This window comes from Xanthomonas sp. DAR33341, assembly GCF_003992815.1.
GTDB lineage: Bacteria > Pseudomonadota > Gammaproteobacteria > Xanthomonadales > Xanthomonadaceae > Xanthomonas > Xanthomonas cissicola.
This window is the reverse complement of record NZ_QEYV01000039.1, coordinates 44,361-66,901: the sequence shown is the minus strand read 5'-3', so window position 1 is coordinate 66,901 and position 22,541 is coordinate 44,361. Positions and strand designations below refer to the sequence as shown.

19 protein-coding genes, 1 other RNA gene and 3 pseudogenes are annotated in these 22,541 nt (G+C 64.2%); 5 read left to right on the top strand and 18 right to left on the bottom strand.

What is annotated here, in order from left to right:
- The first annotated feature begins 101 nt into the window (after nt 1-101).
- Complete coding sequence (locus tag EO156_RS20820; RefSeq protein ID WP_026006778.1) at nt 102-1,913, top strand: EAL domain-containing protein; 1,812 nt, start codon at nt 102-104, stop codon at nt 1,911-1,913.
- A 125-nt stretch (nt 1,914-2,038) separates the two neighbouring features.
- Here the strand turns inward: EO156_RS20820 and EO156_RS20815 are convergent, their stop codons facing one another.
- From EO156_RS20815 to EO156_RS20775, 8 genes and pseudogenes are all read right to left on the bottom strand, one after another.
- The gene (locus tag EO156_RS20815; protein WP_016848763.1) at nt 2,039-2,737 is read right to left on the bottom strand and encodes a DUF1349 domain-containing protein; all 699 of its coding nucleotides are present in this window, start codon (nt 2,735-2,737) and stop codon (nt 2,039-2,041) included.
- A 252-nt stretch (nt 2,738-2,989) separates the two neighbouring features.
- Nucleotides 2,990-3,065: non-coding RNA, sX9 sRNA (locus EO156_RS20810), on the bottom strand.
- A gap of 75 nt (nt 3,066-3,140) precedes the next feature.
- Nucleotides 3,141-4,064 carry a M14 family metallocarboxypeptidase gene (locus EO156_RS20805; protein WP_016848762.1) on the bottom strand — a complete coding sequence of 308 codons (924 nt, stop codon included), beginning with the start codon at nt 4,062-4,064 and terminating at the stop codon, nt 3,141-3,143.
- 101 nt (nt 4,065-4,165) lie between these two features.
- Nucleotides 4,166-4,675, bottom strand: coding sequence for a DUF892 family protein (locus tag EO156_RS20800; RefSeq protein ID WP_029828993.1), 510 nt, complete (start codon nt 4,673-4,675; stop codon nt 4,166-4,168).
- Between the two features lie 644 nt (nt 4,676-5,319).
- A complete protein-coding gene (locus EO156_RS20790; RefSeq protein ID WP_005916070.1) occupies nt 5,320-5,577 on the bottom strand; it encodes a KGG domain-containing protein in 258 nt (85 codons plus the stop codon).
- A gap of 787 nt (nt 5,578-6,364) precedes the next feature.
- Nucleotides 6,365-6,952, bottom strand: a pseudogene (locus tag EO156_RS20785) (SAM-dependent methyltransferase); the annotation flags it as partial.
- Nucleotides 6,929-7,327: pseudogene (locus EO156_RS24475) on the bottom strand (nitrate reductase); the annotation flags it as partial. The pseudogenes EO156_RS24475 and EO156_RS20785, both read right to left, overlap by 24 nt.
- 12 nt (nt 7,328-7,339) lie before the next feature.
- A pseudogene (locus EO156_RS20775) lies at nt 7,340-7,871 on the bottom strand (ANTAR domain-containing protein); the annotation flags it as partial.
- 79 nt (nt 7,872-7,950) lie between these two features.
- Here EO156_RS20775 and EO156_RS20770 point away from each other — a divergent pair.
- A complete protein-coding gene (locus tag EO156_RS20770) occupies nt 7,951-8,928 on the top strand; it encodes an NAD(P)-dependent oxidoreductase (RefSeq protein ID WP_016848758.1) in 978 nt (325 codons plus the stop codon).
- A 144-nt stretch (nt 8,929-9,072) separates the two neighbouring features.
- On the opposite strand, the gene EO156_RS20765 is transcribed toward EO156_RS20770, so the two are convergent.
- The 3 genes from EO156_RS20765 to EO156_RS20755 are packed head-to-tail and all read right to left on the bottom strand — an operon-like array spanning nt 9,073 to nt 11,300.
- Nucleotides 9,073-9,435: a hypothetical protein gene (locus tag EO156_RS20765; protein WP_005933360.1), complete on the bottom strand. Its 363-nt coding sequence runs from the start codon at nt 9,433-9,435 to the stop codon at nt 9,073-9,075.
- Complete coding sequence (locus EO156_RS20760) at nt 9,419-9,988, bottom strand: molybdenum cofactor guanylyltransferase (RefSeq protein WP_016848757.1); 570 nt, start codon at nt 9,986-9,988, stop codon at nt 9,419-9,421. The genes EO156_RS20765 and EO156_RS20760 overlap by 17 nt, the downstream gene beginning before the upstream one ends.
- A 37-nt stretch (nt 9,989-10,025) precedes the next feature.
- Nucleotides 10,026-11,300, bottom strand: coding sequence for a molybdopterin molybdotransferase MoeA (locus tag EO156_RS20755; protein ID WP_016848756.1), 1,275 nt, complete (start codon nt 11,298-11,300; stop codon nt 10,026-10,028).
- A 180-nt stretch (nt 11,301-11,480) separates the two neighbouring features.
- Between EO156_RS20755 and EO156_RS20750 the strand changes: the two genes are divergently transcribed.
- Nucleotides 11,481-11,756 (top strand): PQ-loop domain-containing transporter, encoded by a 276-nt coding sequence (locus EO156_RS20750; protein ID WP_005916089.1) that lies wholly within the window; start codon nt 11,481-11,483, stop codon nt 11,754-11,756.
- 36 nt (nt 11,757-11,792) lie between these two features.
- Here EO156_RS20750 and xth read toward each other — a convergent pair whose 3' ends face one another.
- The gene (gene xth / locus EO156_RS20745; RefSeq protein ID WP_005933347.1) at nt 11,793-12,785 is read right to left on the bottom strand and encodes an exodeoxyribonuclease III; all 993 of its coding nucleotides are present in this window, start codon (nt 12,783-12,785) and stop codon (nt 11,793-11,795) included.
- Nucleotides 12,786-12,932: 147 nt separating this feature from the next.
- On the opposite strand from xth, the gene EO156_RS20740 reads away from it, so the two are divergent.
- Nucleotides 12,933-13,703, top strand: coding sequence for an OBAP family protein (locus tag EO156_RS20740; RefSeq protein ID WP_026006777.1), 771 nt, complete (start codon nt 12,933-12,935; stop codon nt 13,701-13,703).
- A gap of 194 nt (nt 13,704-13,897) precedes the next feature.
- On the opposite strand, the gene EO156_RS20735 is transcribed toward EO156_RS20740, so the two are convergent.
- The 5 genes from EO156_RS20735 to EO156_RS20715 all read right to left on the bottom strand — a co-directional run bounded on the left by EO156_RS20735 (nt 13,898) and on the right by EO156_RS20715 (nt 19,538).
- Entirely contained in the window at nt 13,898-15,067 is a 1,170-nt protein-coding gene (locus tag EO156_RS20735) for a zinc-dependent alcohol dehydrogenase (RefSeq protein ID WP_005914488.1), read from the bottom strand.
- 13 nt (nt 15,068-15,080) lie between these two features.
- A complete protein-coding gene (locus EO156_RS20730; protein ID WP_011051290.1) occupies nt 15,081-15,611 on the bottom strand; it encodes a hypothetical protein in 531 nt (176 codons plus the stop codon).
- A gap of 3 nt (nt 15,612-15,614) precedes the next feature.
- Nucleotides 15,615-16,199 (bottom strand): DUF4142 domain-containing protein, encoded by a 585-nt coding sequence (locus EO156_RS20725; protein WP_016848754.1) that lies wholly within the window; start codon nt 16,197-16,199, stop codon nt 15,615-15,617.
- Nucleotides 16,200-16,576: 377 nt separating this feature from the next.
- Complete coding sequence (locus EO156_RS20720; RefSeq protein ID WP_003482865.1) at nt 16,577-16,792, bottom strand: hypothetical protein; 216 nt, start codon at nt 16,790-16,792, stop codon at nt 16,577-16,579.
- Nucleotides 16,793-16,874: 82 nt separating this feature from the next.
- Nucleotides 16,875-19,538, bottom strand: coding sequence for a TonB-dependent receptor (locus EO156_RS20715; RefSeq protein ID WP_033482713.1), 2,664 nt, complete (start codon nt 19,536-19,538; stop codon nt 16,875-16,877).
- A 183-nt stretch (nt 19,539-19,721) separates the two neighbouring features.
- On the opposite strand from EO156_RS20715, the gene moeB reads away from it, so the two are divergent.
- Complete coding sequence (gene moeB, locus EO156_RS20705) at nt 19,722-20,927, top strand: molybdopterin-synthase adenylyltransferase MoeB (protein ID WP_016848752.1); 1,206 nt, start codon at nt 19,722-19,724, stop codon at nt 20,925-20,927.
- A 351-nt stretch (nt 20,928-21,278) separates the two neighbouring features.
- Here the strand turns inward: moeB and glp are convergent, their stop codons facing one another.
- Entirely contained in the window at nt 21,279-22,499 is a 1,221-nt protein-coding gene (gene glp / locus EO156_RS20700; protein ID WP_016848751.1) for a gephyrin-like molybdotransferase Glp, read from the bottom strand.
- Nucleotides 22,500-22,541: the final 42 nt, after the last annotated feature.

Here is a 22,541-nt window from a genome sequence, read left to right as displayed (position 1 = left end):
TTTACCGCTTGGAACCACCCCGACGCTGATAGGGAATGTACGAATCGTGCAGACCTCATCACCTATCGATGACCCCGGTTTGTTTCTAGTAGAGGTGCAGTGTGATCTTCGACACGGAACCTGACGCCATGACGCTAGCCCCGGACGACAAACCGCAGGATCGCCACTTCGACTGGTCAGGCGTGCCGATCGACCTGGGTGGCATGGAGCCACTCGAGCAAATCGCACGATTGCTTTGCCATGCCCTGGTTGCGCCGGCTGCTGCGCTGACCATCACCGAGGGCGGGCGCCTACGCGTGCTGGCAGCACGTGGTATCAGCAGCAGTCATGTCGAGCAGGCCATGGAGTTGTGCAAGCAGGTTCCGGCAGCGCCCAATGGCGTGACCGAGTTGATCGAGCATGCAACGCTTGCGCAAATCAAACTGGGCGATGCCGCCTTCCCCGGCTTGCCTGCGCGCTTTATCGCCTGTGTGCCGGTGGGTGCTCCGCAGACAGGCATTTCCGGCACCCTGTGCGTGATCGACACACGCGAGCGCCGGCTGGCGAGCCAGGAGCACCAGCAACTGCTGATGTTCGCCAACGTGGCTGCCGCACAACTGGAATTGCAGTTCGGTGCAGGCAGGCGCGAACCGCATAGCGGCTTGCTCAATACGCGCCAGCTGCAATCGGATCTGGACGCCCTCGCCTTCGGCAGTCATAGCGTGCCCACCATTGCTGCATTTATTGAGGTCTACGATACCCAGGCCGCCAACGAGGCGCGCCAGGCGCTGGGCATGCAGCCGTTGGAAGAATTGGTTCGCCACGCCAGCTATGTGTTGACGCGCGCTTTGCGCGGCAAGGCCACGGTGTACCACGTGGCCTCGATGCGCTTTGCGTTCTTCCTGCTCAACTCCGCGCCGGACGAGATGGAAGACCTGCTGCTGGATCTGCGCGACATGCTGCACAAGCCGGTGGATGCCGCCGGCGTACCGATGTCGCTGACCTTTCATGCCGGTGTGGTGCGCTTTGCTCCGCAGCAGCCGGACACAAACGACGTGATGCGCAAGGGCCTGGTGGCGCTGGGCGATGCCATCAATAACCATGCCATCGTGTGCTGGTATAGCGCTTCGCACGACGATGCGATCCAACGCTCCTACCGCTTGGCACTGGATGCCGAAAAGGCCCTGGATGCCGGCGATTTCCGGCTGGTGTTCCAGCCGCGCATCGATCTTGAAGACCTATCGGTGACCGGCTTCGAGGCGTTGCTGCGCTGGAATCACGCCAGTATGGGCCCGATCGGTCCGGACGAATTCATCCCGCTCTTCGAAAAAACCGCACTGATGTGCACGGTCACCAACTGGGTGATCGAAAGCGCCTTGGTACAGCTGGCGAAGTGGCGTGCCCAGGGCTTGGATTTTTCCATGTCCATCAACCTGTCCTCGCGCGATTTCGGCAACATCAATCTGGCAGCCGATGTGATCAACCGCTGCAAGGATCTGGCGATTCCTACCACATGCATCGAGCTGGAGATCACCGAAGGCCGCTGGCTGCGCAGCAATGTCGAAGCGGTGCCGCGGCTGCGGGCGTTGCGCGATGCAGGCGTGAGCGTGGCCATCGACGATTTCGGCACCGGTTATAGCAATTTCGGCTATCTCACCGAGTTGCCGGTCAATGTGCTCAAGCTGGACCGGTCGCTGGTGACTGGCATCGCCACCAAAACCGGCATGCAGATGCGCGCCGAGGCGGTAGTGCGCCTGGCCAACGCATTGGGTTATCGCACCGTGGCCGAGGGCATCGAGCACGCCGATGAGATCGCCTTGCTGCGGAGTTGGGGATGCGATGAGGCGCAGGGGTATCTGCTGGCCAAACCCATGGAAGCGCACCTGGTGGCTGATTACGTCAAACAAACCGCGGCGCTGCGGCGCCTGCCGTAAAGCCGCGGCGGCGCGCGGAGCCTGCCGGGCAGGCAATCGCACCGCGCCGCTATGCGGTTGCATGCGCGATGCCTTGTGATGCGATGCACGTCCGAACTCTTGCCTGCAATGCAGCAAAGCCCCGCTCAACTGAGATCGTGCAGGTCCTTGCCTAGCGGCGCACTCAGTGCCCAATCGGAGAACCGCACCTTCAGCCCGGCGCGCTCGGGCGTGCAGCACATCGGCCCGACCAGATAGGCGCTTGCTGGCGGGAATGGACACAGCCGCACCAACAGCCAGCGACGGCCGTCCGCAGAGACCTGCAGGCGTAGCACACCGTCGGCAACCGTGGCACGGATCCAGAAATCCTTGGGGTCGGCTTCGTAAGGACCAGTGGCCCAATCCGATACCGGGTTGGTCAACACGCTGCTGAGCATGGCACGCCCGTCGCTGAGTTCGATCCCGGCCTTGACCCAGTGCTGCTCGTCCACGCGCACCATGATGCCGGCCTGGTCGTACAAGACTTCGTACTGCGCGCGCACACGCAGCTGCGCGGTGAAGCCTGCGCCGGCCCTGATGCCCAGAAAGTGCCCGCTGTCGCGGGTGAACCCGTAGTGCGTCTTGCGCCAGAAGTCGGTCGCCTGGTCGGTCACCACATCCAACGTGTCGCCGTTGATCGCGAGTGTCTTCGGCCGGTTGAGCCAGGTTCCGGCGTGCCAGCTGCTGTCCTGCGCCATGGTGTTCCTCGGGTTGGTCTGTTGTGCAAACGCGCCACCACTGAGCGTCATCCCGACCACGCCAGCCAACACGCGCCTGCGTGCGCCATGGAATGCATCGTGTTGCATGGATCTGCGCTCCTGCGACTTATGAAAGCGGAGTTTACGTGCTGTACGCGCAAGGCCGCGTGCGTGCGGCGCGTCCTCTGTTCGCCATGCAGGCAACGCGCCAGTCCGTGCTGCGACGATGCGCGGCCGTGCAGACGCGTCGCATCATGCGACGTCGCCGCAGAACCCAGACCGAAATCCGCACGCGAGCAATGGCTGTACTCGGCGTATAGATATTTGCCGGCCAACCCTGCGGTTCACGCGCCTAAGAGCGGCTAACAAACCGTAGCGAGCAGTCGCCAGGTGGGTGCGGACGGCGCGGAGGAACCGGAGTGTACGCGTGGTCCATGCCGACTCCGAGCACCGGCCGCGCCCGCCTGGCGGCTGCACAGTCGTTTTGTCAGCCGCTCTAAGTGCCCTGCCCTCAGTGCTGCGCCAATGCGTAGTCGATTGCCGCGCAAATTGCCGCGACCTGCGCAGCATTGCATTGGTCGGGTGTGGCGCGCGGGCTATCCGGATAGACCTCGGTGGTCGTGCGATACCGCGCATCGGTGACGCCGGCGCACAGGCCCAGTCGCCGCACCGGATAATTGATGACCCCGTGCCCCACCACCGGTGCACCGATAAGCCGCCCATCCGCATCGGCGGGCGCGATATGCGTCACCTCGGCCACCGCCGCGATCACCGCCTGTTGGAAGGCGGGCTGCGGATCTTCACTGTCGCCGACCAGATAAAACCCGTCCGGAATGCTCCCCGGCACAAACACCGCACCGTCGCGCGCCGCCAACGCGGGGCGAAACTCGCTCTCGTCGCTATCGGTGGTTTCGTGCAGGTCGATATGCACCAGCATTCGTCCGGAAGTCGCAGCCAGCACCCGCATCAGCGCAGCCGACTCTTCGGCCGGGCTATTGTTGCGAAACGCGCGATTCGGATCCACTGCATCGGCATTCCAACGCTGGATGCGCTCATAACCCCAGGGATTGATGCACGGCGCCACCAGTAGATTGCATCTGCCTGCGTAGTCGGAAGCACGCTGCTGCAGAAATTGCAGCGCACCTTGCACGCCGCTGGTTTCGTAGCCGTGTACGCCTCCAGTGACCAACACGCATGGCAGGCTGTCGTCGTCCCACTGCGCGCTGCTTAGTGCCAGCAGGGGATACTCCCCTTGCGCATGGGCAATGGTGCCGTACTGCACGCGCTGGTACTGCTCGGCCAGTGTTGCGATCTGCTGCACGACATCGTCCGCATAACTGCGCTGCTGCAGCTGGCGTGCGCGCCACATGGCGCGTTCCGGCTCGCCCCACGGTTGCCCGGGCGTGCCGATCGGATACGTTAGATTGGTCGTCATTGCAGGCATCGGTGCGAGGAAGGCGCCAAGGGTAAGCGCTCTGCACGCAGAAGCAAAAAGGCCCCGCACTGCGGGGCCGATGAAACCTGCGCAGCTGACGTTTACTTCTTTGCGGTGACCCCTGGGGTGGCGTCGCGGACCAGGAACTCTTCAGTCAACTCCGGCAGATGCGCCAGTAGCCAATCGGCCATGGCCTGCTCCTGGGGCAGGATCTGCTCGCAGACGCGCTGCGTTTCGGTATCGCCCACCGTCTTGGCTGCACCCAGCAACGCGGTGTAGGTGGCGATCTCCAGGTTCTCGAACACGTAGCTGGCCATCGCGCCCTTGACGATTTCGTCGGAGGTGGTCATGCCGCCCATCGCCTGCCCGAATGCGGCCATCTTGCCCATGGCGTCCTTGATGATCGACGGCGAACCGCCCAGGCGCTCGATACACGACTCGACCAAGCGCTGTTGCCCCAGCGTCTCTTCCAGATGCTGCTCGATGCGGGCTTTGAGCTGGGGGTAGTGCTCGATGCGTGCGGCCTGGGCCTTGAGCATCTGCTCGGCCTGCTGCTCCATTGCATGCGCATCGCGCAGCCAGTCCATCAGGTGTTCTTGGGGTTCGGCCATGGGGTTCTCCTGTTTGTTTGCGATATGTCCAGCCTGCAGCGGCGCGGATGAAAGATGTGACTGTTCCAAGTGAACGCTGCGTGCGCCGTCTACGTGCCATAGACATTGCGAGGAGGGACTGCGACCGCCATCCACAGACTGTTTAGATGCGGTCACAACAAACTGAGGACCTTTCCTGGCGCTCTCTCAGGACCCGCATACAACGCTGCGCCGCTGACCGCGCGGACCGCCTGAGGTCGAATGCGTCCGGCTACCGGTCGCGGGGACTATGCATGCTGCGGCGGTGCGGTGAGCCCGCAATCCGGAGGGCTGCAAATCCTGCCGAGGTTAGAAGCTGCAGCATGGCTGGAGTGAAATTTTTCCATGCAATCGATGTCGGACGTCATGCACGACTGCAAAAATTTCTCGCCTGCGCTCGATGCATTGCACAGCAGGCGCTCGTGGATCCTTCAAGGTGCACAGAACATCACGCACGATGAATGCGTGCAAAAATTTGCAATCGATTGTGCATCATCGCGTGCACCAATCGGTTTGCTTCGACCAAAAACAGCACAGGCGCTCGGCCGCAAGGGCGTAGCGCCTGTGTCCAACCTCCGGCAAGATTCGCTCCCGAACCGGCGCACCATGGCACGCCGATGGCTGGATTAAGCGGATTCTTCCTGCGGCTTGGCCTGCTTGGAACGCCCGCCCTTGCTGCCGATGCGCGACATGTGGTCGCGATCGCGGCTCACGGCCTGGCCACCCTTACGGCCAGCTTCGCGCGCTTCGTCGCTAGTAAATTCGTGCGCATTGCCGCTAGCATGCGCGGCCTTGCCACCGCTACTCGCCAACAGGCGGCGCTTCTCCGGATCCAATGCGGCAAAGCCGCGCCGGCTACGGGTCGTGTTTTGTCCGTCTTCCACTGTGCCTCCTCTCGATGCTTCGGTTACGCCTGGTGATGGGCTAACCGCAACATTCGTGCCAACCGCAAAAGGCAGGCCCCACGGTGCACTGCGGATGGATGCAGGAAAAAACGGCTGCGCTCGCTGTGCAAATCTTGCACACATTCGCATCGCCGGACGATTCGGCCTACCTCCTAGGTGGATAGCGCTATCACGGGGCGCAGCTGCGGTCTGCAGCCGCTAGACAGATTGCGCAGGCGTCGCAGGATCAGCTGCGGTGCCTGGATCAACCGCCGCCGCTACTGCAGGCGTGTTCCGATCTCGCGTAGTCTGATTGCCACGCACGGCGAGGAATCAGCCGTCAGCGTTTGGCCCACCAGATCGCCTGCATGAGGCCATCGCCTCGGTGACGGCGTGCGCCGCGCCTCGCAAGACGCGTGCTGTCGATACCGCAGATCGCTCGGCCGATTCGCTACGGGCAGCTCAGACAGCGGCGCAGCCACAGGTCGAAACAGGCAATGCACGCACACATAACTGCGCACGGATCTGGACGCGCACTGATGCGCCTTCAGTGCGCCACGTCGATACACCCTGCGAAAGACTTTGCGGTTGTGTGCAGGCCGGTACCACCGGCCGACGTCGACACTAGGCCGTAACCATTACGCATGCATGCCGTCCACGCGCGGATGCGGCTGGCCCAGAGGCTCGGCAAGGAGTCTTCGGGATGCGCACGCACCATGTCACACGGAAACCGTGAGCCCGAGTGGCCCTGCCTTGCAGCCGCGTCATCGGTGGTGTGCTGTCCCCACCCCACTGCCTGCACCGCCATCGGCCCATCGCGGTCGTCGCACGCTGCAGCAGCTTCGGACAAAGCATCGCCCACCAGCTACAAGGTCGGCAGACCCGGTGGCAGCGCGGCGGCTGTCGTCCCGAGGTCGCCCAGGGCGGTGAGGCGACGTTGCTGCTCCGGCCGCGTGGCGGCCTGCACGATGGCGGCGGGTGTGCTGGCCAGCAATGCAGCGGCCAGCGCATCTGCGCGGCGCAGGCCCATGTAGATACCCAGGGTCGTGCCGCTGGCCGCAAGCGCGCCGCAGTTCGGCTCGCCGTGGTCGTGCGTGTGCGCGGTGACGAAGGTGATGCCGTGGCAGTGGCTGCGATGGGTCAGCGAGACGTCCAGTGCGGCCACCGCAGCGAATGCCGCACTCACGCCGTCGATCTCCTGCACACCGACACCGGCACGACGCAGGAAGGCGATCTCTTCGCCAGCGTGGCCGAACAGCAGCGCATCGTCCCATTTCACGCGCACCACGCGCCGGCCCTGCAACGCGTAGCGACGCATCAGCCGGCAGATGAACTCCTGCGGTGTCGAACGGCATCCGCCACGTTGTTTGAGTTGTGCAACGTGGCGCCGTCGTCGATGGCGTCGTGCATCGCCGCGGCCGAGACATGCATGCAGGTGCACATGATCGGATCGCCAGGCGCTGTGGGTATGCGTGAAGACCGACAGCCGCGCACCACGCCACGGCTTGCCAGCCAATGCGGTCGCAAGCAACGATCGATTGGCGTCGCTGGGTTGCGCGGCCGTGAGCAGCACGCCGTCGATATGGCGATGCCCGTCGTGCATGCGCCAGCCAACGCGGCGCATCGGCCCGCGGCGCAGGTCGCGGTACTCCAGCACATCCGCGCCGGCCGGCAGATGCAACGCGGCGACCAGGCGATCCATCCACATGGCATCGGGCGCGCGTTCGCAGGCGGCATGCAGCACGACCCAACCCCGGCTGTATTCGGCCATGGCCACGATACGGCGCGCCACTTCGGTCAGTTTGACGCCCTGCTTCATCGCCTGCTGGCGTAATGCCGCATAAGCATCGGCCTCGCTCAGGCCATGTTTTTCCATCAGCAAGCCCTTCGCGCGGTCGATCTGCTTGCGGTCCTGCAGCGCCTGCTGCTTTCCTGCGCAAAACGGGCCAGCGCCACCTGCACGATGGACGCAACCGCGCGGGCGCCAGACCATCCACCACATACGCCGTCACCCCCGCGCCGACCGCTGCATGAATCAACGCATCGTCGCCATCGCCAGAGAACATCACCACCGGCCGCGGCGCGTGCGCATGCAACATCGACAGCTGCTCCAAGGTATCGCGGGAAGGCGAATCCACATCGATCACCACTACATCCGGCTGCTGGCGTTGCACGGCATGCAGCAGTGCACCGACCGAGGCCACGTCATCGAGCACCTGGTAGCCGGCGCGCGTCAGTGGCTGGCGCAGTTCGCCGATCGGCTTTTCGGTATCGTTGACCAGCAAGACACGCATTGACGGCAGCGAGGCATGGACGTGGCCCGATGGTGCCATGCAACATGCTGCTGCGAGCCATCTTTTCGGAGTGTGTCGGATGCCGTTGTTCCCGTTGTTCGCCAACCTGCAGGGGCGCGCCGTGCTGGTCATCGGTGGCGGCGAAGTCGCCACACGCAAGGTGCTGGCGCTGCTCAAGGCGCAGGCGCACATCCGGCTGTATGCGCACGCGCTTTCGCCCGAACTTGCCCAGCTGCTGCAAGCCGGGCGCTTTGAACAGATGACAGGCGAGTTCGATCCTAGCTGGATCGACACCGTGTGGCTCGTCGTCGCGGCCACCGACGATGTGGAGCTGAATCAACGTGTCGCCGCAGCGGCCGGCGCGCGCCAGCGCCTGGTCAATGTCGTGGACGATGCCGAGCTCTCCACCTACCAGGTACCGGCCATTGTCGACCGCGATCCGCTGGTGGTTGCGATTTCGTCGGCAGGAGCGGCGCCGATGCTGGCGCGCCGACTGCGCGAGCGACTGGAGCGCGAACTGCATGCGTCGGTCGGTACGCTGGCGGCCTTGTTCGCCCAGCACCGCGAGCGCATTCGTCAGCAGTTGCCGGACATGAACCGGCGGCGCCGCTGGTTCGATCAGGTGATCGACGGCCAGGTGCCGCAATTGCTGCAGGCCGGCGATACCGCCGCCGCCGAAGCCGCCTTTGCCGCCGCGCTGGAGGCGGTGGACAGCGTTCCGGCGCGCGGCAGCGTGCAATGGGTTGGTGCCGGCCCGGGCGATCCGGGCCTGCTTACGCTCAACGCCTTGCGCGCCCTGAACCTGGCCGACGTGCTGCTGCTGGCGACGGACGTGCCCACCGCGGTGGTGGAACTGGCGCGCCGGGATGCGCAACGGCGCGCTTGGCCGCAGACGCTGGGCGAGCAACAGGCCGTCGTAGTGGAGTTGGTCGGCGCCGGTCTGCAGGTTGTGGTTCTGCGCATGGGCAGCGGCGATGCCATCCCGGCGGAGCTGGAAGCCGCCCTGCACGCGCAGGGCATCCTGTCAGTGGGGGTGCCGGGGTTGCCGCTCCGCTAGGTTTTGCCAAGCGCGCTGCCGGGTTCGATGCGCTTGGACGCGACTGCGCACGGCTCGCGAGCAACGCTCGGCGCGCCGTGCGCTGCTGCCGGCGCGTGCATTCGCCACACCGATCGCCGGAGCGCGGAGCGACGCCTTAAGTCATCACTCCCGCGGCAATCGCTTGCGCGTGCTGTCGCGCACATCCACGTCGAAGGTGACCTGCAAGGTCATCGCCTCGGCATGCCCAGCGCCCGCATCGAAACTGAACTGAAGCCCGTCGCGGCGCGGTAACTGGCGTGCGTGTTCCTCCAGCGCATCGCGCGGGATCGCCAGCTGCCAATGATCGGTCGCGCAATTGCACGCGGCGTGACCGCCGGTGAGGCTCACGCTGTGTCTGACCAATCGTGCGCCCTGCCCGCTCGGCAACCGGCTGAGATTGTCGACGCTGCGCCCGGCCAGCAGGTCGGCCAGCTCGTCTTCGTCGATACGAAAGCGCAGATGTTGGCCTTCAATCTGGATTTTCATGGATCAGCCGGCTCCATTGCTCGGGCGTATTGCAATTGACGAACGCGGCGCGTTCGCTGGCAGTGACAGTCACGCGATGGCACTGCAGTGAATGCTGCAAGGCGCGCAGCGAGCGTGACGATGCAGCGCCCGCCATCAACGCCGCCAACGCCTCGCGCACGCTGGCATCCAGGCGCAGGCACATCGGCAGCATCTGGTCCTCGAAGGCCACACAGAGGTGCTGCGACGGCGCCAGCAGCTTGCCCAGCAACGCGGCCGACAACAGCGGCATATCCACCGGCACCACCACCAGCGTGGTCGCGTCGTTCGCGCCCGCGATCACGCTCGCCAGCCCGCCGAGTGGACCCAGATCGGGCTGGAGGTCGGCAATGCCGGCGTACTCAGGCCGGTTGCCGCTGACCACCACGTGCTGCGCACCGGCCCGGCGTAGCAACGCCTGCATCTGTTCCAGCAACGGGCGCCCATGCCAGGGCAGCAACGCCTTGTCCTGCCCCATGCGCGACGAACGTCCACCGGCCAGCACTACGCCCGTCCACGGCCGCAGCAGCGTCATGCAACAGCCCCAGGATGGATGGCACGCACAGGCAGGTTCATGGCGCGATGGCCGGCGCGGCCGGTTGCAGGTGGCCCAAGCCGAAGACCTCGGCATGCGTGCTCGCTGCGGCGCCTTCGTCCTGCGGCTCCAGCACGGCCCAGACGTTGGCCTGCAGCAACGGCGCCACACGAAAGGATTCCTGCTGCGGCAGGATCTGCACCGACAACTCGCCGGCCACGCTGCACAGCAGCCGTGCCCGCAGATGCTGCCGCCAGAGCGGCCGGGCCTGCATCGGCGCCTCCAACGCGACGCGCAAGCCACGCTCAACCGGCATGCCCAACAAACCGCGCAATGCCGGCTCGACGAAAAAGCGCAGCCCGGCCGCACTGGCCATCGGGTTGCCGGGCAAGCCCGCGTACAGTGCGCCATCGCCGAAGCGTGCAAACAGTACCGGTTTGCCCGGTCGCACCGCGACCTTATGAAACAGCACTTCCGCAGCGTGGCGTGCCAACGCATCCGGGATGAAATCGTAACGACCGCGCGAAACGGCGCCGGTGCTCAGGATGAGATCGGCACCGGCATGGCGGGCCTGGGCCAGTGCCGCATCGAAGGCAGCATCGTCGTCGCCCACCTGCCCACGCCACACGACATCGGCGCCGGCGGCACGCAACCGAGCCAGCAGATAACTGCTGGTGCCGTCGCGGATCTGGCCCGGCTGCAGAGGTTGTGCGGGGTCGCCGATCAGCTCGCGTCCCGTGGCAATCAAGGCCACGCGCGGCTGCCGCAGCACCTGCACCTGCGCGCAGCCCAGGCCGGCGAGCAGCATCAGATGCGCACCGCGCAGTACGGTGCCGGCATCGATCACGCGATCGTGCAAGCGCACGTCTTCGCCGCGACGACGGATGTGCTGGCCCGCACGCACCGGCCGATGCAGGCGGATGCGGCTGGGGCGCTCGCCGTCGTGTTCGAGGATCTGCACTTGCTCGATCGGCACCACCGCATCGGCACCCGGGGGCACGCCGGCACCGGTCATGATTTCCCAGGCCGCGCCGATCGCGGCCGCACCGGCATCCTGCCCTGCCGCAACGGTGCCGCTCACCACGTGCTCGCTGTCTGCCAACGCACCCATGCCCGCGGTCGCCAGTGCAAACCCATCCATTGCGCTGTTGTCGAAGGGCGGCAACTCTGCCTGGCTCGACAAGGCGTCGGCGAGCACGCGGCCCTCGGCATCGTCGCTTGCCACCCACTCGCTGGACAGGGTTGCGACGTGCGCGTGGACCAGCGCGAGTGCTTCGGCATAGCTGATCATGTGCAGGACAGTGCCGACCAATGGATGACCCGGCTAGGATACCGGCCCCTGGCGCAGCAGGTACAGGCGTGGCTAATGCGGCGCCGTCGTGTATCTAGCGATCGTGGTGTGCATCACGGGGCACCACGCTTGAAGCTGCTCGAACGGTACGCAGACAGTGTGCGCTGCAAGGTTACAGGCCGTCACTGATCAACCGCACATATGCAAGTCGTCGACGTCGTGGGCTGGCTCGCCAGCATCATCCTGATCGCCACCTTGATCCGGCAGATCTACAAACAATGGCGCTCCGATGCCGCGCAGGGCGTCTCGCGCTGGTTGTTCCTCGGCCAGATCAGCGCCTCGGTGTTGTTCATCCTTTACAGCTATCTGGTTGGCAACGCGGTGTTTATCGTCAGCAACGCGCTGATCCTGCTGACGGCCCTGACCGGCTACGCATTGCAGCGGGTCAAGCGCCGCAAGCTCGAACGCGCAGCGTAGATAGGCTGCGTCGACTCCGGCCGGCCGGTGAGCTAGTCAGCTGTTCTTTTTCGCCGACTTGCGTGGTGTCGCCGATCCGGCTGTGGCCCTCTTTGCGACGATCTTCTTCACCGCTTTTTTTGCAGTGACACTGGACGTCTTCTTGGCCGCCGCCTTGGGCACGGCCGCCTTTTTCGCTGCGCCCGGCTTGCGCACCTTCGCCACAGGCGTGGTATCCGGCACCGCTTCAGCGGGCGCATCCGGCACGCGCACGCTGATCCAGGTCGGTGCATGATCGCTGGCCTTTTCCAGCGCACGTACCCACTTGTCGACGCCGGCATCTTGCAAGCCGGGCGCCAGCGTGCGATTGAGCAGCAGATGATCGATGCGCAACCCACGGTCGCGCGCAAAGTGCTGACGGAAGTAATCCCAGAATGTATAGATCGGCGTCTGGCCGTGGATTGCCAGCAAGCTATCGGTCCACCCCTGCGCTAGCAGGGTCTGGTAGGCCGCACGGCTTTCCGGCTGCAGCAGGGCATCCTTGCGCCAGCCCTTGGGGTCGTAGATATCCGCATCGGTCGGCACCACATTGAAGTCGCCGATCAGCGCCACGGGATGCGGCAGGTCCACCAGCGTTTTCGCGTGCCGGATCAGGCGCTCGAACCATGCAAGCTTGTAGTCGAACTTCGGCCCGGGCTGCGGGTTGCCGTTGGGCAAATACAGGCAGGCCACCACCACGCCATGAATCGCCGCCTCCAGATAGCGGCTTTGCGTGTCGCGCGGATCCCAGGGCAACCCGCGGCGAATCTCCACTGGCTCGATACCCCGCGCAAGCAGTGCCACGCCATTCCAGGACTTTTCGCCCTGCCAGATCACACCGTACCCGGCATCGCGAATCGCCTGCTCAGGAAACGCAACCTGTGTCGACTTTAATTCCTGCAGGCCCACGATGTCCGGCTGATCGCGTTGCAACCATTCCAGCAGGTGCGGCAGACGGCTGGCGATACCATTGACGTTGAACGTCGCGATCTTACGTGAGGTGCCTGACATGGGCATGCAAGTGGCCGCTTCCGTGGTGCAACAGCATGACCGCCGCCTGATGAAGCCGATGCTCAAGCGAGGTGAAGCTGCACTGCGTGACACGGCCCGCGCTCACGCCTGGCAGACCGCCCGCGGTCTTAGCTTGAAGCACATTCATTGATGGGAAGCGCCATGCGACATTCCGCACTGTTGATCGGCGTTGCGCTCTGCGCCAGTTGCTCGCGCAGCCCGCCGTCGGTCACCCCGCCGGGCGCACCGGAAAGTGCCAAGACCAATGTGCTGGAAGCCGGCGCGAAAGTGCTGCAACCCAGCGGCCCGGTCGGCAAGCTGGACATCTACCTGGTTGGCTTTCATCCGATGAAGGACGCACCAGATGAGCAAATGCAGGCCCATCACTATTGCCAGCAGGTCAACGAAGATCTTGCGCAATGCGCGCTCTACGACGGCAACACCGACCGCGCCAACCTCACCGGTATCGAATACATCATCTCGGAGACGTTATTTGCGCAGTTGCCGGAACACGAGCGCAGCTTCTGGCATCCGCATAACGGTGAAATCCTTTCTGGCCAGCTTTCCGCCCCCAACCTGCCGCAGTTCGCCGAGAAGGAATTGATGCGCAGCAAGATCAACAGCTACGGCAAGACCTGGCACACCTGGCATTCGCGCAAGGGCACCACGCCCGGCGACACCTTGCCGCTGGGCGAGCCGATGCTGGCGTGGTCGTTCAATCGCGATGGGGAACTGCAGCAGCCGTTGGTTGCACAACGCGACCGGGCCGTCTCGGTGTCCACAGCAGAACGCCGCGCCAACCGTCAAGATCTTGTGCCGCTGGCAAAGCCACAAGAGGGCGTGGATGCATTGCATGCACATTTTCCAGATGCCCAACCCATTCCTGGCGTCACGGACGCAAGGGGCAACCACCCTTGAGCCCAGAAGAGGCCCTGCTGCACACGTGCAGCAGGGTCAGACGTGGTGCACGTGCTTGGCAATGCATTCAAGTCATGAAGAACTCGCGATGCAGCTGGCAGTATGCGCGCACCATGCGCTTGTTACGCATGCAGATGGCAAGCGATTCCCTGCCACGCTCGCAGGGCAACTCGGTGCTGCCAAGGCCTCTGGCGCTAGGGAACAAACCCCGCGCGCACGCACCCATCGTGCTTGTGCTTGAACATGTCGTAGCCCCGCACGGCGTCTTCCAGCGGCATCTTATGGGTCAGCAGAAAGCCGGATTTCAATCGTCCAGCCTGCGCCAGGTCCAGCAACTTGGGCACGTATCGCTGCCCATGCTGCTGGGCGGTCCGTACCGTCAGGCCCTTGTTCATCACAGCACCCAGCGGAAACTTGTCCATCACCCCGTACACGCCCAGAACCGACAGGATGCCGCCTTTGCGGCAGGCGAGGATGGCCTCGCGCAGCGCCTGGCCGCGATCAGTGTGCAAGTGCAAGGCCTGCTTGACCCGATCGTAGGTGTGGCCGATGCCGGTGCCATGCGCCTCCATGCCGACCGCATCGATACACGCATCCGGACCACGCCCTCCGGTCATTTCGCGCAGGACATCCACCACGCTGTCGACCGCCGAATAGTCGATCACTTCCACACCTAACACATCGCGCGCCATCGCTAGACGCTCAGGTAACCGGTCGATGCCGATCACCCGCTCTGCGCCCAGTATGCGTGCGCTTTGCTGCGCCATCAGCCCCACCCCACCACAACCCCAGACCGCCACCGTGTCGCCGGGCTGGATATCGCAGAAGTCTGCGCCCATGAAACCGGTCGGCCCCGCATCCGACAGAAATAGCGCGTCCTCATCGGACACACCATCAGGCACCTCGAAACACCCGACATCCGCGTGCGGCACGCGGATGTAGGTGGCGTGCGACCCTGCGTAGCCGCCAAAGGCGTGCGTATAGCCGTAAATGCCGGCGGTTGGATGCCCAAGCAGCGGCTCCTGCATCTCCCAGTTAGGGTTGGTGTTGTCGCACAGCGAAAATTCCTTGCGCTCGCAATGCCAGCAACCGCCACAGGAGATAAACGACGGTACCACCACGCGCTGACCCACACGCACGTTCTTCACCGCGGTGCCTACCTCCACGACCGTACCCATGAATTCGTGGCCGATGACATCGCCCTCGCGCATGGTTGGCAGGTAGCCGTCGATGAAATGCAGATCAGAACCACAGGTCGTGGTAAGCCCGACTTTCAGGATCACATCGCGTGGGTTGACCAGCACCGGGTCGGGCACGGTTTCCACGCGCAAATCGTTAACGCCATTCCAGCAAAGTGCTCGCACGGAAAAGCCCTCCTTAAGAATGCGCGTGCGTCGACGCACGCGCCGCTGGGGTATGCAACAAGGTCGGCACCTCGCCGGCTTCCAGCCATGCGCGCAGTCGCCGTAGTCCCTTGCCGGCCAGCACGTACGGCGCGGGATTCACCAGCTTGGTCAACACCTGCGCCAGCACGCCTTCAACCGCGTAGTGCAGACTTAGCGTCGCTTCGCTGGCTTTGCGCCCACGTGCAGGGTGCACCTGCAATACGATCGTGAGTTGCAGCCCATGCTCGCCCTCGGCGTCGTAACGCACCGACTCGCCCAGCCGCGCATCGGCGCGGCGCAGGGTCACCTCCACATCCTGATGCAGTGGTGCATGCAGCTTCCAGCGTGACGCCTGGCCGTCGCCGGAGACCAGCTCGGCGGCGCCTTCCAGCACGCGTTGCTGCACATTTGCATCACACCAGGCATCCAGTATCTGGTGAGGTTCGGCACGAATGGTCATGCTGCGCACGATGTGCGTGCCTTCATCGTCGGTGCGTACCGGATTGATCGATAAAGCAGCCATGGCTCAAAGGGCTCCTACGTTCTTGCCGGTGGCCTGTAGCGCCTTGGCAGTGCTCAGATGATCGGCGACGTGATGGCGCGTGGTCTGCAGGTGTTCGAGCACCGGCGGAGTCTTCGCCTGCGGGATCAGCTTCTTGTCGAGCGCCGTCAATGCATCGCTGTGGTCTTTCACCATCGCGGTGATATAGGCGGTTTCGAACGCATGACCGTCCAGCTTCTGCAGCTTGGCCAATTCCGCCTTGCCCTTTGTCATTTGCAGCGTTGCCCCCGTGGCGGACGTGTCCGGTTGCCACTTGGCGATCTTCTGGTTGTTGTCGGTATGCTCCTTGACCATGCGCGTGGCGTAGTCGCGCGCGCCGCCCTGCACCTGCTTCTGCAATGCCAGATTTGCCGCGTTGACTTCGCTGGTGTTGATGGCACTCAAGATGCCGAGCGCCTCGCGCTCGCCCTCGCCAGGTGTCGCTGCACCTGCGGTTTGCTGCCCGGCGGGCATTGCAGACTGTGTCGCGTTCTGCGCCTGCGCAGACACGCCAACGCCAACGCCAACGCACAAGGCCAGGACAAGAATGATCGGGCGGCGCGTGCTCATGGAAGTCTCCAGCTGGATGATGTGGCTCGATGCTGGGCTTCGCTGCGTGATTCGGTCGTCGCGCCAGCGTCGAGACCTGGCGAAGGGCGCCTGCTGCAGCGCAACGCATCGTCACATTGTGCGAAGGTCGTGCAGCTGACGTTTTTCTCCAGCCTTGAATTCGCGGACTAACACGCCACCGCGCGGCAACGCGGGAAACGCGTCATCGGGTAACGAGGATCCTGTTCCGGAAGGACATAATCGCTTGCATGCGCACCGCGAGCCGGCCTGCCCCGCATCAACTGCACAGCCACCTCAAGTGAATCTCGCGCCGCAGCGCTGCAACGTCGACTTCACGGCATACGCTCGACCTACCGCATCCCGTCAGCGGTCCCGCGTCACGCCCCAGGATCGGCCGGCCCCAGCTGGTTGGCGGCCAATATCTCGTCGATACGTTTGACGATCTGCGCGGCCTGCTCCTGCGACTGCGCCGCGCCGGTGATTTTCTCGGAACGGGCTCGGAACACATCCCAGAAGTCGTCCGGGTGCTGACTGCGCATGTCCGGCAACCCTTCGGCAAGCTGTTTCAGTTGTGCATCGATGTCAGGTGTCATCACGGTCTCCTCTGCTGGGCTCACGCTACCGTTGCGCCGGTGAGCCTGATGCCAACGTCTCGCGCAGACCGCGTTATCCGCATCACAAACGGAAGCGAAAACCCAGCGTGTAAGTGCGTTCGGGCGATGCGATCTCGCGCGGGAAGTCGCCATGCCGCTGACCGAAATAATTGTTGGTCGTGGTGCCGAGCAGATTGGTGGCCTCGGCGAACAAGGTCACATGCTTGTTGAGCTCGTAATTGAAGGCCGCATCCAGCCACTTCTCCCGCCCCTGACTGATCTGCTCGGGCTGATCGCCTGAGCTGTTGAAACTCACCGCATAGTCGCCGCGCCAGTTATAGGCGACCCGCGCCGAGAACCGCGCATATTCGTACATCAGGATCGCGTTGTAGGAATTTTTGGACACGTTGGTCAACGGCTGGCCGATACCCTCGGGCGAATCGGCCTCGGCCGAGAGATACGTGTAGTTGAGCTGACTGCCGAAGCCGGACCACCAACCCGGCAGAAAGTCGTAGAACTGCGTATACCCCACCTCCACGCCCTTCAAGCTGCCCTCGCCGGTATTGCGCGGTCGGCTGATCGAATAGACGATGCCATCGATGGATTCATCGGCTGCGTAATTCTGGATATAGCCATCGATCTTGCGATGAAAGCCGGCAACCGACAGCAAGGAGCCGGGACGGAAATACCATTCCAGCGACACATCGGCATTGCGCGATTCCACCGGACGCAGCTGCGGGTTGCCGCCATTGCCGCGCGCCGGCAACGATTCGGTGGACTGATACAAGGCCAGCTGCGGATTGAGATCGGCAAATTCCGGTCGCGTGATCGTCGTGCTGCCGGCGAGCCGCAGCATCAGATTTTCATGCAAGGTGAGGTTGGCGCTGTAGTTGGGTAACACCTTGTCGATACGCCGATCGATGCTGATCGGGCTCAGCACGCCATCCAGCGACTGGCTGCCCTGCGATTGCGAATCCAATCGCGTCGCGCGCGCGCCGACACGTCCATCCACAGGAATGGACCCAAGCGAGAAACCGTAATTCACCTGCGCATAGATCGCATAGCTGTCTTCGCGATCGTCGAAGAACAAGGCAGGGTTTTCATCGGGCGGGCCCGGCGGCTGCCCCATCAAGGTACGCACCTGGATGCTTTGCTGCAGCAGAAAATCCTGGTTGGCCGATGCCCAGCGATCGCTGGTGAATGCATGCGCACCGTCGAGCATGTTGCCGGGCGTTACCGATGCCAGGCCGGGCACGTCGCTCAAGTAGATCGGTGCGCCGCTCAGATTGTCGCGCGCGCCGGTATCCCCGGAATGATTGGTCGCCGTCCGCCTGCTTGCGCGCGCACCCACGTCCACTGATCGCAACGGCCCCAGCTCCAGATCGAAGGTGGCATCGGCCCGCCACGCCCACTCCTCGCCTTTCTGGGCGTTCCAGCTGTCGTAGTACTGACTCAGTTCCCAATTGCCTGGCGCGGTGATGTCGTACGCGCTGCCATCGGCCTGGGTAATCCAGACATCTGCAGCGCCTCCCGCCGAACGCATGTTCAATCGCGGCGCCTGCGTGTTCATGTCCAGCGTGAACGAGCGGTTCTCGGCGGTGCTATAGGTATAGGCGAGCTCGCTGCTCGCACGCATGCGCTCGCCACTCCAACGCCCGCCCAGCGCAGCTTGGTAGGTGTCCGACGCGTTCTTGTGCGCCTGCGTGCTGGAGAGCGTGCGCATGTCGCGCGCCACCAGGCCGGCCAGCACATCACTGCCCGGCCGCAGACCGACCGATTCGGTGTTCTCTGGCGTCGCCAGCCCCGGGAATGGCAACCAGTAATTCACTTGGGGCCGGTTGTCGTAACCGATGTACAGCGTGTCGAAATACACCTCGCTGTTGTCGCTCGGCGCCCATTGAAACGAAAAATTCGCCGACTTGCGCTTGCGATCGCCGCGCGCCATCAATCCCCCTGCGCTGTAAGGCACGTAAATCTGCTGGGCCGGATCGAGCGGGTTCGGCTTCGCATCGTAAGTGCCATACAACGTGTTGGATTCCTGATACGGACGGCGTTGATAGGACACGCTCCCCATCCAGCCCATGCGGCCCATCGCGGTGTCGCGGCGTTGGCTGATGGTGAGGCTGCCATCGGGAACGGTCTTGCCGGACTGATCGCCCCGCAACGCGCTTACGCTGCCGGCAATCGTGCTGTCCTGATCGAAATCGAACGGTCGCCGCAGATGCACATCGACCACCCCGGCGATGCCACCTTCCTGAAATTGCGCGCCGGTGGTCTTGTACACCTCCACGCTGCGCAGCAATGCGGCCGGAACATCGGCCAGCTCCATGTCGCGCCCCACCGTTGTGAAGACGTTGCGCCCATCCAGGGTCGTGATGACGTTCGGCAAGCCGCGCACCAGCACCTGCCCCACTTCGCCGCCAGCGCGCGCCACCTGCACGCCGGTCACGCGTTGCAAGGCCGCAGCCACGCTGTTGTCGGGCAGCTTGCCGATGTCTTCGGCCACGATGGAATCGCTGATTTCCGCATTCGATTGTTTGATCGCAATGGCGCTTTCCACGCTGCTGCGCACGCCTTTGACCTGCACCGTCTCCAATGTGGACGTGGCGGGCGCCGCGCCATCGGCGTTGGACGCGGCCTGTTGCGCCGCCGCGTTGCAACTCAGGGCCAGTCCGATGCACAAACCCAGCGGTCGATACGTGTTGGCACGTCGCGCAACGTACGCGTGCTGGGATGGAATAAGCATCATGGCCTCCTGAGGCAGACACTGCGACGACGCGGCTGGGCGCGCTGCGCAAGACAGGCAAACCGGGCCGGACGAGCCGCGAGGTGTTGAACAAGGCCGAATTACAGCGGTGCCGCTCGCAGTGCAGCGTGATCGCATCCGCCATCGCGCCGCGATCATGACGCGCCTTTCATCAGCAGCGAGGTGCGTGCGTGTCGTGGGCAAGATTGCACATCGCAGCTGCTGCGTTTGCGCGACAATGGCCGCATGAGCAGCCACGACATCTCTCCCGCCGACGCCCGTGCTCGCGCCCTGCAGGGCGCCTTGCTGGTCGACATCCGGCAACTGCATGAGCGTGCCAGCGGCCAGGCCGAAGGCGCGTTGGCGATCGCACAGAACTCCCTGGAAACGGAGCCTGCAGTCCATCTGCCCGAGCAAACCCGCGCAATCGTATTGATCTGCCAGAGCGGCAAACGCTCGGCGCATACGGCCGCCATCTTGCGCACGCACGGCTATGCGCACGTGGCATCGGTGGCCGGCGGCACCAGCGCATGGGCCAGCGCCGGCCTGCCCCTGGTACGCCCGACATTGCCGGCGGACGAGCAGGATTTTCTTGAGCGTTATTCACGCCATCTGCGTCTGTCGCAGGTCGGCCTGGAAGGTCAGCGGCGCCTGGCACGTGCACGGGTGTTGCTGATCGGCGCAGGCGGACTAGGCTCGCCTGCAGCGTTCTACCTCGCCGCAGCCGGTGTGGGGTATCTACGCATAGCCGACGACGACGTGGTGGACCGCAGCAACCTGCAACGCCAGATTCTGCACACCGAAGACAGCGTCGGCACTGCAAAGGTCGACTCCGCCGCACGGCGCATCGCCGCGCTCAACCCGCGCGTGGACATCGAGGCGGTGCAAACGCGCGTGACGGCCGACAATGTCGAAGCGCTGCTGCAGGACGTGGATGTGGTGGTCGATGGCGCAGATAATTTTCCCGCGCGGTATTTGCTCAACGATGCCTGCGTCAAGTTCGCTAAACCGCTGGTCTACGGCGCCGTGCAGCAGTTCGAAGGACAGGTCAGCGTATTCGATGCCGGCCGCCACCGTGGTCATGCGCCTTGCTACCGCTGCCTGTTTCCAGAACCGCCGCCGCCGGAATTCGCGCCCAGTTGTGCCGAAGCTGGAGTGCTCGGCGTACTGCCCGGGGTGATCGGACTCCTGCAGGCGACCGAAGCGATCAAGTTGCTGCTCGGCATCGGCGACGGCCTTACTGGCCGCCTGCTCAGTTTCGATGCGTTGGCGATGCGCTTCCGCGACATCCGCTTGCCGCCGGATCCGCACTGCCCGGTCTGTGCGCCTGGCGCTGTGTTTACCGGTTATGCGGATTACGCGGCGTTCTGCGGTAGTGCGGTTGGTTGAGGTCAACTCACAGCCGCGGTGTGGTGTCCGTCGGTTGCCTGATTGCCTTGCCACCGAAGCAACGAGGTGTATCGCTGCGTTGAGTATTTGGCGAGGTGGGCGTGGACGGCTGTCTTCCGCCGTACCCTCACCCGACCCTTCTCCTGCCGAGAGCGGCTATCGAGCGATTCGCTCTCAATGTCGAGGCGTTCGCTTTTTCGAAGCGTTCGCTTTTACGCCGTGACCAAAACGCTTACGCAACTATCCTGCACGTTGACGCGTCGCGCCCGCACGTCGCATGCCCTGCGCATTGCGTAAACACTCCAACCAGGCGCGCGTCATCCTGCCGGGCACTATCGATCAAGCAAGCGCTCACAACGCGTACGGAATCACCCGCACGATTTCGCCGGCCTCGAAGCGCCGCGCCTGCTCGGGCAGCACGATCAATGCATTGCTGTCGGCCGCGCCACGCAGTAGATGTGAGGCGTCGCCGCGGTGCGGCAGTGCGGTCAGCCGCCCATCTTCGCCGCATTCCAATCGCCCACGCAGGAATTCCAGCCGCTCATGGCGCTTTTCCCATGGGCTTGCCAAGGCCGCATGCCAGACCGGGCGCGGCTCGCTGCGTCCCTGCAATCCATCCAGCAACGGCACGCCGTAGGCAATCAGCGTTGCCAGCACCGAGACCGGGTTGCCCGGCAGGCCCAAGACCAGGCAGCGACCAATCTGCCCCAACACCGCCGGCATTCCCGGGCGCATCCGCACACGCCAGAAATGGATGCGCCCCAATTCGCCGATCAGACGCGGCAGATAATCCTTTTCGCCAGCAGAAACGCCGCCGCAGGTGATCACCACATCGAACGCCGCGGCCGCATCTTCCAGCATGGTGCGGATACGTTGCGGGTCGTCCGGCAATGTCGGCCAGGCGGTCGGCGCGTAACCCAATGCACGCAGTTGCGCCATCAGCATGTCGCGGTTGCTGTTGTAGATCTGTCCCGGGCCGAGCGGCATGCCTGGTTCGATCAGCTCATCGCCCGTGGCCAGCACCGCAATGGTCGGGCGCGGCGCGACCGCAAGCCGCGACACCCCCAGCGCAGCAGCCAGACCGATGCGTGCAGGCGTCAGCACCTGCCCGGCCTGGACCACCAGATCGCCGGCGCGTACGTCGCTGCCGGCCAAGCGCACAGCTGCGCCCGGTGCAGGCGCGGTCTGAAACCGCACCATGCCGTCGCGTTCGTCGGCATCTTCCTTGGGAATCACGGTATCGGCGCCATCGGGCAGTGGCGCGCCGGTAGTGATACGCAGGCATTGCCCGGCAGCCAGCGTGCCAGCCCAGCGCTCGCCGGCAAACTGTTCGCCAACCAGCTGCAACGACGCGTCGCCGGCCGCAATATCGGCGTGCCGCAGCGCAAAGCCATCCATCGCGCTGTTGGCGAATGGCGGCAGCGCCAGCGGTGCGATCAGGTCGCCTGCAGAGATCCGCCCATCGGCACGCGAGATGGCGATGTTTTCATCGGGCGAACGGTTGCTGGTCGCCACACTGTGCAGAATCTGCAGCGCCTGCGCGTACGGAATGCGGGAAGGATAATCGGTCATGCCGCGCAGGATACCAGCGCATCGCCAACGCGAAGGATGGCG